This is a genomic window from Paenibacillus sp. YSY-4.3, assembly GCF_054767475.1.
In genome coordinates, this window is sequence record NZ_BAABMC010000003.1 from 752362 (window position 1) to 764619 (window position 12258).

Consider the following 12258-nt stretch of genomic DNA (forward strand, 5'->3'; position numbering starts at 1 on the left):
ACCACTTAAGCCTGGGGAGTCAATGCCAGCACGGCAACGGACATCGGAGGCAGCTCGACTGTCACCACTCCGCCCTCAACTGTAAAGCCATGGAATGCCTGCGGCGCTACCGTATTCGGGGCATCAAACGTATTGTGAGCATCTATCGTATCTCCCGCTAGCACCGTTCCCGTTACCTCGAAGGATTGCCCGCCCCAGCCGCGAACGTCTACCGGAACAACCGCCTTCTCGGCATGATTCGTGTTGCACAGGCTGATATGAACCACTCCATCAGCATTGATCGAAGCCGAGCCAGTCACGGCTGGAATCTCCCGCCCGTCGTAGCTGTACGCTCCGCCATCCACCTCAAGGTCGATCCGTTCAGCATCCTGGTGAACCTTAAACATATCAAACACATGATATGTAGGTGTAAGCAACATTTTCTCCCCTTCGGTCAGTATTACCGACTGGAGCACGTTCACCGTCTGGGCGATATTCGCCATGCGAACACGTTCATTATGTTTGTGGAAAATATTGAACGTCAAGCCGGCTACCAATGCATCGCGAATTGAATTTTGCTGATACAGGAAACCAGGATTCGTGCCCGGCTCAACGTTGTACCAAGTTCCCCATTCGTCGACAATGAGGCCTACGCGCTTCTCAGGATCATATTTATCCATAATGACACTATGCTTCGTAATGAGCTCATCCATCCGCAGCGTCTTCTCCAGCGTCGTAAACCATTCGCTTGTCTCAAAGCCCGTAGCCGGTCCTTTATCCTCCCAAGTAGCACCTGGTACTGTATAGTAGTGCAGGGTGAGAGAGTCCATGAACCGCGAAGCCTCCCGCATCAGAACCTCTGTCCAGTTGTAGTCATCTACGTTTGGCCCGCAGGCGATACGATGAATTTTATTATCGTCATAGTTACGGACGTAAGTCTGGTAACGGCGATAGAGATCCGCATAGTATTCCGGGCGCATATTTCCGCCGCAGCCCCAGTTCTCGTTGCCGACCCCGAAGTAGGTTACCTTCCAAGGTTCCTGGCGGCCGTTGGCCTGACGCAGCTCGGACATCGGCGATACGCCGCCAAAAGTCAAATACTCCACCCATTCCGACATTTCCTGGACGGTACCGCTTCCCACGTTTCCGTTGATATAAGGCTCGCATCCAAGCATATCGCACAGCATCATGAATTCATGAGTGCCGAAATGGTTGTTCTCGACCACGCCACCCCAGTGTGTGTTGACCATTCTTTTGCGTTCTTCCCTCGGGCCGATTCCGTCCTTCCAATGATATTCATCGGCAAAACAACCGCCAGGCCAGCGGAGCACCGGAATGTTAATTTGCTTAAGCGCTTGCACGACATCATTTCTAATTCCGTTCGTATTTGGAATCGGTGAATCCTCGCCGACCCAAATCCCTTCGTAAATACAGCGACCCAAGTGCTCGGAGAAATGACCATAAATATTGCGGTTAATAGTGCCTCTACGGAGGTCGACGTTAAGAATTGCTCGGTTTGCCATGGAAACAACCGCCTTTCAATTAATATATATATTAATTAATTAATACTTACACTAACATTATAGGCATGTTCCGATTCATTCGTCAACCAATTGCGTATGCTAAAATGGCAGGCAAGCTGCATCTACTACAGGGCCCCTAATAAAAGTGGAGTCTTTCCCTCCAGCAAATTAAACTACTAGATGGCCAGGTCAGGGAACTAGATGTATTTCATGCAGTTAGTTCATCGGTTTTGACCGTGGTAGAGGGGACTAACTGCAAAACCTACATTTAGTTTTAGGCTATTTCGACGAATTTGCTTCATTCAGGCAAACTAACTGCATCTTTTGCATTTAGCGTATGTATTTTTAATAAAAAAGCTTTAACTAGCTGTATAAAATACATTCCGCCCCACTAGACGGACAATGGCCCCAATTTGTGAGTGATTTATTCGGTGATATGTGCGAGAGTTGGGACGTGGACTTTTATAACACTCGGAGGATGCATGGCCGTTTATATTTTTGTTGCTCTCCGTTTAATGTCCTTCTCACCATATAAAAAAGCGACTTTAGGATTGAGCTGACCTCAGCTCCCTAAAATCGCCTCAAGCTTAACTATTCGTCTTCGATCGGTCTCATCGTCCGAAGCACACCGTAAATTCCGTTCAAGTCGCCTTCCGGCACGAACTTGAATTCAATTTCCCGCTGCCCCTGGAGAAGCTCGGATGGGATCGGATACTGCTTCGCGAAAAATTCCCGTTTGCGCTCTAGCGGCGTTCTCTCCTTAACCAGCAGCGTGCCGTTAGCGTAAATATTCATGACCCGGTCATGGTTAATCGAGAAGTAGGTCACCTGGAGCAGATTGTCCGCTTCCGGGTCAACGGCAAGCTTATAGCTGAACCATCCGCCCGCATGCGCTAGCCGCCCGTTGAGGCCGTCCCATGCGCCGCCGAAGGTCTCCTCTCCCCTAATCCCATGCTCCAACTCGTACTGGTCATTGCCGACCTGCACGCTATCGATGGTCGCTTCTTTGATCAGCTGCTCCTGTCGTCCCCGCTCCAAATGCTGCTTCAATTCTTCCGAGTCCGCAGCCACGATGTTCCAATAGATACCGTACCGTTCGCGGTGCTGCCTGTAATGCGGCGTAAAAACGAAGCGCTCGTCTTCATCCGTGTTCCGCAGCTCGAATGCGAGCTCATCGGCCCGTTTCACCAGATGGTGTTCGATATCGTCCAGCCACTGCTCCGGCGTCATTCCTTGAGGAATAATGAAGTCCTTGATGAGCATTTTCCGGGTTGGCACGCTCACCATGATCCCGGTTGCCGCCTGCGTCATATCCTCCGTACCCAGCCCTGTGCTCAGTACGACAGGACCGTATTGGAAGCCGACGACATTTTCGTTGTCCGGCAGCCTAGAGACGAGTATCTTCATAGGCAGCGTCAGTGTCAGCACGTCGCCATGATTCCACTCCCGGTCGATGACGATATACTGCTGCTCAGCATTCCACGCCACCGCCACCCCATTCAGCTTCACCTCAATTTGACCCGAAACCCAATACGGAATCCGCAAATGCAGATCCAGCCGCTTCCGGCGGCCATCCTCGATTTCAAAAGTGAGCGATACCTCCTCGGATTCCGGGAGTTCCGCATGCTGGATCAGCTTGACGCCTTGCTCGGCCCAATCCAGCGCAGAGCTGATATATTGGTTGACATAAAGCGTGTTTCCGCCATGAAAATAAATGCTGTCATTCAATTTCGTGAAGCTCTCCATCCCCGTGCCCGTGCAGCACCAGAAATGCTCGAAGGGAGAGCTGTATATTTTGAAATATCCGGTCGCCATCGGCTGAAAATACATCGTCATCCCCGTCTCCGGGTTTTGCGAGGACAAAATGGCATTAACGTAATTACGCTCGTAGAAATCGCTGTACTTCACATCGCCTGTCAGCTTGAACAGCTCGCGTGTCAGCTTCAGCATGTTGTAGCTGTTGCAGGTCTCGCAGGTGATATCGGATCGCTTGCTGTTCAGAATATCCGGCTCCCCAAAGTGCTCAGACTCGCTGTTGCCGCCGGTAATATAGCTGTGATGATACACTACCATATCCCAGAAGTTCTGCGCCGCCTCCAGATAGAAGCGTTCGCTCTCGCCCAGTACCAAATACCGGTTCAGCGCGCCCAGAAACTTCGGGATCGTCGTGTTGGCATGCTTGCCCCTCAACATGTCCCGTCCCTGCTGAATCGCTTCGAATAGTGGAAGCTCGTCGAATTTATGGGCGGCTTCCAAATGCTGCTCGTCCCTGGAAATTTTGTAGAGATCGTACAGACAATCGTTCATGCCCCCATATTCCACGGCAAGCACGGTAGCCTGAAGCTCATCGCTCCAGCGGGACGTTCGCGAGGCGACCCAGTCCCCCAGCTTCAAGACCGTGTCGTAGGCTGTACAGGACCCCGTAGCGTAATATACGGAAATCAGCCCGGCGATGATTTTGTGCATCGTGTACCAAGGCACCCAGGCCGGCTGCCGCTGCTCGATGTTGTCAATCAACTTCTCGGGGAACGCCGATAAATACCCGCTCTCGAATTGGCATTCCGCCAGCTCAGCCATCATATATTCCAGCTTCTGCAGCAGCGCTTGATCCTTCGTATTCTCGTAGGCTTGAGAGCAGGCCGTAAGGAAATGGCCCAGCGTGTGGCCGCGAATCTCGGTATCCTCCCAACCGGGATATTTCTGCGCCTTCGGCTGTAAGCCCCGGTTCTCCCGAAAGCCGGCAAGCAGCCGGTCTGCGTCATAGCTGTGCAAATATTGCAGCTCTTTCGCGAAGGCGTTAACATGGTAATCCCCAGTCAATTCAACCTGCTCCAGCCGAAAATCCTGCAGCCCATTGCTCCGTACGATCGTCTCCATCTTCATCCCTCTTTCACTCAAAATAACCGCTGATTTCAGATTAACGATTGAGGATGAGCTGGAAAATAGCGAAACGTTCGAATCAGTGTAAAAAGGTTAGGTTATTATTTTTTGTCGTAGGAATAATTCACTGGAAATGATATCGTTAAAATAGAATGAAACCGTACCTTTTCGATTATCACAGCTTAAAGCAGCCTAACAGATAAGTGTTAAAATGTCAGAATTAAAGGAGGAACTCCCGCATGAACGGCTATCTGTTTAATGTGGATCAACCGCTGCATATGACGATGACGGGCAAGTTCGCTTCCCCCTCGCCGGATTGGACACATTTGAGCAGGGTGCTGATGGATTACGAATTGTTCGTACAGACTAAGGGTGTGTTATATATCGCGGATGAAGCGGAGCAGTACGTGCTCGAAGAGGGCGATTTCCTGCTAATGCCTCCCCGCGCTAGGCAGCATGGATACCGCTCCTCGGATTGCAGCTTCTATTGGCTGCATTTTATTCCGTCCGACGGTGAGGCCGCCGATGTCCAGGCCATTGATACGGCCAAGCATGAACACCAGGCTAGAAGCATCGTCATTCCCCGCAAAGGAACGCTGCGCAGCGCGGACAAAATCCTTGTCCTGATGAAGCAACTGCAGGATGCCGTCCGCAACTACCGGGAGCAGACGCTGAGCAATTACATGACGACGACGATTCTCTGCGAGCTGTACAACCAGTTATTCCGGCAGGAACTCAGCCCAAATCGGAAGCTGAAGCAGCTTCAGCTTTACAACGATATCGTCGATTATATCCAGTGGCATCGTTACGAGCCGCTTAAGGTATCCATAATCGCCGATCATTTCGGCTATAACGTGAAGTATCTGTCTCATCTGTTCTCCAGCATCGCCGGAGTATCGTTGAAGCAATATATGCTGCAGCAAAAAATCGAAGCCGCCTCCTTCCTGCTCACCGATACGAATCAAACGATCAACGAAATTGCGATGCAGCTCAGCTATCACGACAGCCATCACTTTATGAAATCCTTCAAGCAAATGACGGGTCTTACCCCGACCGAATACCGAAATGCGTATGCGAATCGGTTGTTGTTTTATGAGTGAGGTATATGAACGAGCAAAGCCGGCTAGCAGAGTCTCTGCTTAAGCCGGCTTTGATATGTAGCTTCTAACTTTTAAATTAGTCTAGATCCCACCGCCATGCTCTAGACTACTCACCGTACTCGTATTACCTATGTTGCCACCTGCAAGACCAGAACCTAAAGAAATAACGATAACTAACGCCAAAATCCATTTACGCATCCTTTATCACCCCTTCCAATAAATTTTCATATTCCCTTAATTGCTCCTCTGTTGCAAACGACCTATAGCGCTCAAATAAAGGGACTGCCTTCATAAAGTAATTATGATTCTTGAGAGATATTGCAATTCTAAGTGTATCTAATGTTTTCGACACACCTTCCTTAAAATCCTTTTTTCTCAAATAATATACAGATAATTGATAGCTTAGTCTAAGGTATCGATCCTTACTTACCTCCAGTTTGTAGTAATTATCACCTTTGTCATATAACTCAGTACCAATGTGAAATTGTTCAAGTATATCATCTACAAAAAAATTATGAATATTTGATGCTTCAACAATAACCCGTAGGGTAGGTAATATCTCAGGTGGGTGCTTTTTTACTGATTCAATATACTCTGGAATAATAGATTGATCACCGAGTAATACCTTCAAATTATAAGTGTTCAATTTGGCAAACAATTTGAATTTCTTAACCTCTTCCTTCCCAGATTCATTCAATCCAACAAACCAGCTTAAATCTGCATAACCAGCTATGTATTCAGGTATCTCTTCATATCTTCGTTGAAATTGCAATGCGATACCTTTAAGCAAGTAACCTTGTCCATAATACAGAACTAAATTTCTTTCAGCCCTAAACTGAAATTCTTTGCCTTGTTGATATGCTCTCTCATAGTTTTTGTAGACCAATTTAACCAGATTTCTGAGCTCATCAGAATATATTTCGGTCTGCACCCATTTTTGCAAAGTTAAATAAGCATTAGCTAAATGTAATAATCCATCCAATTGATAATCTTCAGGCAAGCGATATAAGTACAGTTCAAATCTCGTAGCCGCAATCAGATTAGCCTCTGCGTCACCCCCTAGCGATAACCGAAAAACCCGATAATGGCTGATCGCCAGCCTCTCCGAGTGCTGGTACTTCTCACTCTCAATCACGACATTGTAAAATAAGCGAGATTCTTCACGCAGCCCATTCTCGTAAAGCTCCTCGCCAATCTCGAAAATCATCGGGATGTAGCTCAAATTTTCTACGATGCGATCCAGCACCTCTTGTATGCATTCAGTCTGACCGACTTCGGCGCACCGCAGCAAAAAGGATTTGAGCCTTCTGCGGTTCGGTTGATCCGAGTCCACGCACTCGTTGACATATAACGGATAATAGAAACCTTCCGGCTGTTCCAGGGCTTCCGTCATTAAATCCAATTGCCGGATGGCAATGGGCTTGGGAGGGTTTCCGTTTAGAATGGCGCTGAGTGTCCCGCGATTAATCCCCGAGCGGCTGGCAAAGCTGCTCAAAGAGTAGCCTCTGCGCTCAAGTTCTTGTTCTATGACAGAACGGATCGTGGGTTCATTCGTCATTCAGGCTCCTCCTTCCTATGAATCAACGTAAAGTTACAAAAAATATAGCTAAACTATTCGATCTCCTATATTTTTACACATTATACGAAAATATGAACTAGTGGTCAATTAAATTTTTCAAAAAAAGGCTGGCCCAACAATCATCAACCGATGACTGCTGGGATAGCCCTAATATATTTCGCCCTGAGGCGTGTCTATATATTACTCCAGGCCGTAATACCCGCACACGACTTCGCCGACGGACTTGGCTGCGACAAGCAAAGCGTCTTCGTCGATATCGAACTTCGGATGGTGGTTGAAATAGACCTCTTCCGTATTTTTGGGCTTGCAGCCAATGTAGAAGAAGCAGCCCGGGATTTTCTCCAAATAATAAGCAAAGTCTTCCGAGCCTGACAGCATATCCGCCTCTGAAACTGTGGTCAGATAATCGCCAACTCCCCGGTTTAGATACTTGACTACATTGGCGGTAATTTCAGGGTCATTGTAAAGCGGAGGATAATCCGCCGTATAAGCCAGCTCGGCCGTAATGCCGAACATGCTCTCGATCCCCTTCACGATCCGGTGAACTTCCCTGTCGATCAGTTGCTGCGTCTCTTTGGTCATATAACGGACATCGCCTTCCAGTACAACCGAATCCTTGATGACGTTAAAGCTCCCTTTGCCGTCAAAAGAGCCTATCGTGACCACCCCGGTCTCAAACGGGTTCAACCGGCGGCTCACAATCGTCTGAACAGCGGTAACGAAATGACTGGCTGCAACAATGGCGTCATTCGCCAAATGCGGGGAAGAACCGTGACCGCCTTTGCCATGAACAATTAATTTGAAATAGCTTCGCCCCGCCATCGCATAACCGCTGCGATAGCTCACTGTCCCTGCAGGCGAGGTTGGAAATAAATGTATTCCGAGGATTTGATCCACATCGTCCAGCAGACCTGATGCAACAATGGTTTTTGCTCCACCTGGAGGGGTCTCTTCGGCATGCTGGTGAATGATCTTAATCGTTCCCGGGATGTCCTCCTTCAGTTGAATCAGACAATCGGCGAGCACCATCAAGTAGGCGGTATGGCCATCATGACCGCAGGCGTGCATCACACCGGGATTCTCGGAGGCAAACGGGAGGCCCGTCTGCTCCGTAATTGGCAGAGCATCAAAATCGGCGCGAAGCGCGATCGTCTTGCCGGGTTTGCCGCCACGAATCGTCACGATCATCCCGTAACCGTCCCACCCCCTCTGAATCTCCACATCTTTGCCTTGATAGAAATCGGCAATATATTGGGCTGTGTCTTTTTCATGAAAAGACAGCTCGGGATGCGCATGCAAATGTCTCCGTATTTTAATCATTTCTGCCTTTCGGGCATCAAGCATACTTAGTAATTGTTTTCGCAAATATCGTTCCCCCGTTCACTTATTTCAACTTAGATCATCCTATAAGCTAAGCCTTTTGAAGTTTAGTGATTCTCCGTTTTTCAGCCTTCCTGTCGCTGGGAACCATGAACAGGATCGCGAGTATGGACAGCACGCAGAAAGCGACATTAACCAGCAAACCTGTGGAAGCCGCCAGTTCTACGTTGCCAGAGGCTGCAATTGTTCCATATACGGCTGCTGAACTCGCCACACCGAAGGAACCGCCCAGGGAGCTGGCCATCTTATAGATGCCCGACGCAACCCCAACCTTATCAGAAGGCGCATTGGTTACGGCAGTGTCAGTCGAAGGCGTCGCATACATGCCAAGGCCGATTCCAAACAGCATGAAACCGATGAACACTACGATGGAATAGAGGAACCCCTGAATAAAGGTACAAGCGGCCAAGGCAATCCCGATCCCTGTAATCACGGTGCCAATCAGCATCGGTTTGCGGGCGCCAATTTTCTGCATAATCTTCTCCCCAACCCGTATCATAGCGAGCACGCTGACCAAATATCCGAGGGATAGCATCCCCGTTGTAAAAGACGTAAAACCTCGGCCCACCTGAATATACGTATTAGTAACAACAAGCGTACCGGCAACCGCATTCAACAGAAAATTGGAAATCGTCGCACCGGAATACGCTCTATTCTTAAATAGGGAGAAATCGATAAAGCCTGTGCCAGCTTTATGCGTTTCTACTCTAAAGAAAATAATGACAAACAGCAGAAAGCACACCATTAAAGATATCGTCATCATGCTAGTCCATCCGAACGAAGCACCCTGCGTAATGAGCAGATTCAGAGAGACCATGGCAACGACAAAAGCGAGCAGGCCACTGGAATCGAATTTGGAGCTGCTGCTTTGTTCAACCTTGCTTTCAGGGGTACCCTTAATGAGGAAAATCCCAAGTACAGCAATTACAATGGAGATAATGAAAATCCAGCGCCAACCCATATAGGTAGCTATTGCTCCCCCGGCAAACGAGCATACGCCCGATCCGCCCCAAGAGCCGATCGACCAGTAGCTTAGCGCCCGCTGACGCTCTGCCCCGTCATAGTAAGTTTTAACCAGGGCCATCGTAGCTGGCATAATACATGCCCCAGACAACCCTTGGATGATGCGGCCAATAATCAGCAGAACAGAACCATGAGCAAGGATCAGACATAAAGAGCCGATGATGCTAAGCACCATCCCGATATAAGTCAGCTTCATGCGCCCATACTTATCGGCCAGTCCGCCGGCAACGACGATAAAAATCCCGGAAAATAAAGCCGTCAAACTGATAGCGATATTGATCATATCGAGGGAGATCCCCAGATCAGCCTGCACGGCAGGTACAATGTTAACCATTGACTGAGCAAACAGCCAGAATGTAATTACCCCGAATACGATCCCGAGGATTAGCTTATTTGTGCCATGGTATGGAGTGTCCATATTATTTATCGTCCTCTCTTAGGTAGTCTAAAACTACAGCGCCCATCGCTTCTGCTGCAATAAGCATACTGTCCTCATTAATATCGAATTTAGGGTGGTGATGAGGATAATATTTGCCATCTGCCGGCATCGCCCCAACATAGAAAAATACGCTTGGACGTTCTTGCGCATAATACGCGAAATCCTCCGATGGCGGCTGCGGTTCACAACGTTCAACACTTGTCACTTCGGGAATCGAGCTGTTCTTTAACGACTCCGCTACAAATTCCGTCAACTCCGGATCGTTGTAAAGCACCGGATAATCATTCAAATAATCCAATTCATACGTAATCCCGAACATCTCCTGCAATCCTTCCAGCTTGTAGCGAATTTCTCGTTCAACCAGCTCTCTGGTTTCTTCCGTCATTACCCGTACATCGCCTTCCAGCTCAACGGAATCTTTAATGACATTGAAGCTTCCCTTGCCATCGAAGGAACCGATCGTGATCGATGCTACATCAAATGGATTCAAACGGCGGCTAATAATCGTCTGTACAGCCTGAACAAAATAGCTGCCGGCAACAATCGCATCATTGGCCATGTGTGGCGAGGACCCATGTCCGCCTTTGCCATTTATTTTGACTTTGAAGTACGCCCGCCCGGTTTGTGCATTCCCTTCGCGATAATATATTTTGCCCGTCTCCATCGTGGACATCACGTGGATGCCGAACACATTATCGACTCCATCCAGGCAGCCGTCCTTGATCATTTGTATAGCTCCGCCTGGTGGCTTTTCTTCCGCATGCTGATGCAGAATAACTACCTTCCCCCGGAGCTCATCCTTCATTTCGATCAAAGTCTCTCCCAGAATTAGCATGTAGGCAGTATGTCCATCATGGCCGCAGGCATGCATAACGCCCGGATTCTTCGAAGCGAACGGAAGGCCTGTCTCCTCCATAATCGGAAGCGCATCAAAATCGGCGCGGATAGCTAACGTCTTCCCAGGTTTACCGCTATCGATCGTCACGACGATTCCATTTCCACCAACATTGTTACGTACTTCACAATCCTTGCCGGCATATAAATCAGCAATATATTTAGCTGTATTCTCTTCATGAAAGGATAACTCAGGATGGGCGTGCAGATAACGCCTTATCTCGATGATCCGGTCTTTCTTGGCGCGCAATTTCTGAAATAGCTGCTCCTTCATTTTAAACGCCTCCTTAATTCGTCCTGCCGTGCAATGTCAACATGGGTATATATTTATATTCCCTGATTGTTGTCATCTTCATACAACGACAAAAGAGCCTCCCCATAGGGGAGACTCTTTCAGCCTGAGGAGAGCCTGTAGCGCGTCTCATCAGTCCTTAATTACCAATTAAATGAAATATTTCCTTTCGCATTTGTCCCGGTAAAATCAAGAAGCAGTTCTTCAGTGGGAAGAAGGCTTAAATTAAATGTTGCTTGATCACCGCTTTTGGTTAATGTTTTCTCATAATATACCGACCCGGAAGCATTTTTAAGCTTAATTACAACAGTGCCCGAGCTTACAGTAGCATTATAATTAATCGTTAATTGCTGCGGTTTAGGTTTGTTCTGCAAGTCAAAGCTTACCTGCTTGTTTCCAGTAAAAGATGAGAAAGAGCATGTTACATTTCCACTTAGTACACCATTGTTATTATTGCTATTTTTATTACAGGTTGCACTATTCGCATGCGCCGTTGAGGAATTCGCACATCCCACAAAAATAATAACCAATACCCCCAATAAAATCGAACTTAAACGCTTCTTCATAATTTGTCCTCCAATTATTATAATTATTATTTCTGTAACAATGTATGACGAACCTTTGAAATTTAGCAATTCCAAAATTAAATTAAATTTGTAATATATGCTTGTGATTGTCCGTTTCTATGGCAGCCGAAATCTCCATAATGGAGTGAGGCTGGACAGCTTTAAGATAATCCTCTGCCTTCATGGCTATAGATGTATCCAGCAATCCAGCATTAAACACGATCTCCTCATTCTCCATGAGCAGGGGATCTACGATCACAAACAAATCCCGGTGAAAAGAAAACGGCGGAACGGCTCCCATTTGGCAATAAGTCAATTCTCCGGCTTTTTCGTACGGGGCTAACGACACATCATAAACATTAAGGCTTCTTTTTACTCTTTTCATATTGACTTTTCTATTGCCGGGAATGACAGCTAGCATATAATTGGCTTCTTGACTTCTTTCCTTAACAGACACTACCATCGATTTCGCCGCCATATTTATAGGATGCCCCCTAATTAAACTGGCGAGCTCGGTATTCCCCTCAGGAGGATGAATTATTGTTCTGTATTGTATTTCTTTGTCATCCAAAAGTGTACAAATACACTCGAACACATTCATAT

At 47.6% G+C, this 12258-nt stretch carries 9 protein-coding genes; 1 reads left to right on the top strand and 8 read right to left on the bottom strand.

All coding sequences use genetic code 11. The annotated features are described in order from the left end of the window. Window positions 1-5: 5 nt before the first annotated feature. Both ACYUJT_RS14265 and ACYUJT_RS14270 read right to left on the bottom strand, forming a co-directional pair. A complete protein-coding gene (locus ACYUJT_RS14265; RefSeq protein ID WP_460323216.1) occupies window positions 6-1502 on the bottom strand; it encodes an alpha-N-arabinofuranosidase in 1497 nt (498 codons plus the stop codon). Between the two features lie 591 nt (window positions 1503-2093). Continuing rightward, entirely contained in the window at window positions 2094-4379 is a 2286-nt protein-coding gene (locus ACYUJT_RS14270; RefSeq protein WP_460323218.1) for a glycoside hydrolase family 127 protein, read from the bottom strand. Window positions 4380-4621: 242 nt separating this feature from the next. Here ACYUJT_RS14270 and ACYUJT_RS14275 point away from each other — a divergent pair, with 242 nt between their 5' ends. Then, the gene (locus ACYUJT_RS14275; protein WP_460323221.1) at window positions 4622-5482 is read left to right on the top strand and encodes an AraC family transcriptional regulator; all 861 of its coding nucleotides are present in this window, start codon (window positions 4622-4624) and stop codon (window positions 5480-5482) included. A gap of 190 nt (window positions 5483-5672) precedes the next feature. Here ACYUJT_RS14275 and ACYUJT_RS14280 read toward each other — a convergent pair whose 3' ends face one another. From ACYUJT_RS14280 to ACYUJT_RS14305, 6 genes are all read right to left on the bottom strand, one after another. Beyond that, complete coding sequence (locus ACYUJT_RS14280) at window positions 5673-7040, bottom strand: helix-turn-helix domain-containing protein (protein WP_460323223.1); 1368 nt, start codon at window positions 7038-7040, stop codon at window positions 5673-5675. Between the two features lie 201 nt (window positions 7041-7241). Beyond that, window positions 7242-8381 carry an amidohydrolase gene (locus ACYUJT_RS14285; protein WP_460323225.1) on the bottom strand — a complete coding sequence of 380 codons (1140 nt, stop codon included), beginning with the start codon at window positions 8379-8381 and terminating at the stop codon, window positions 7242-7244. 91 nt (window positions 8382-8472) lie between these two features. After that, complete coding sequence (locus ACYUJT_RS14290; RefSeq protein WP_460323228.1) at window positions 8473-9882, bottom strand: MFS transporter; 1410 nt, start codon at window positions 9880-9882, stop codon at window positions 8473-8475. Window position 9883: 1 nt separating this feature from the next. Next, window positions 9884-11071, bottom strand: coding sequence for a M20 family metallopeptidase (locus tag ACYUJT_RS14295; RefSeq protein WP_460323230.1), 1188 nt, complete (start codon window positions 11069-11071; stop codon window positions 9884-9886). A 161-nt stretch (window positions 11072-11232) separates the two neighbouring features. Further along, on the bottom strand, window positions 11233-11655 hold the full coding sequence (locus tag ACYUJT_RS14300) for a hypothetical protein (protein ID WP_460323232.1): 423 nt from the start codon (window positions 11653-11655) through the stop codon (window positions 11233-11235). Window positions 11656-11737: 82 nt separating this feature from the next. Beyond that, the gene (locus tag ACYUJT_RS14305; RefSeq protein WP_460323234.1) at window positions 11738-12256 is read right to left on the bottom strand and encodes a YbaK/EbsC family protein; all 519 of its coding nucleotides are present in this window, start codon (window positions 12254-12256) and stop codon (window positions 11738-11740) included. Window positions 12257-12258 lie beyond the last annotated feature (2 nt).

Excerpts from the sequence above, each read along its gene's own strand:
- ACYUJT_RS14275 (WP_460323221.1), top strand. The coding sequence starts at position 4,622 with ATGAACGGCTATCTGTTTAATGTGGATCAACCGCTGCATATGACGATG.
- ACYUJT_RS14305 (WP_460323234.1), bottom strand. The coding sequence starts at position 12,256 with ATGAATGTGTTCGAGTGTATTTGTACACTTTTGGATGACAAAGAAATA.
- ACYUJT_RS14295 (WP_460323230.1), bottom strand. The coding sequence starts at position 11,071 with ATGAAGGAGCAGCTATTTCAGAAATTGCGCGCCAAGAAAGACCGGATC.
- ACYUJT_RS14290 (WP_460323228.1), bottom strand. The coding sequence starts at position 9,882 with ATGGACACTCCATACCATGGCACAAATAAGCTAATCCTCGGGATCGTA.
- ACYUJT_RS14280 (WP_460323223.1), bottom strand. The coding sequence starts at position 7,040 with ATGACGAATGAACCCACGATCCGTTCTGTCATAGAACAAGAACTTGAG.
- ACYUJT_RS14265 (WP_460323216.1), bottom strand. The coding sequence starts at position 1,502 with ATGGCAAACCGAGCAATTCTTAACGTCGACCTCCGTAGAGGCACTATT.
- ACYUJT_RS14300 (WP_460323232.1), bottom strand. The coding sequence starts at position 11,655 with ATGAAGAAGCGTTTAAGTTCGATTTTATTGGGGGTATTGGTTATTATT.
- ACYUJT_RS14270 (WP_460323218.1), bottom strand. The coding sequence starts at position 4,379 with ATGGAGACGATCGTACGGAGCAATGGGCTGCAGGATTTTCGGCTGGAG.
- ACYUJT_RS14285 (WP_460323225.1), bottom strand. The coding sequence starts at position 8,381 with ATGATTAAAATACGGAGACATTTGCATGCGCATCCCGAGCTGTCTTTT.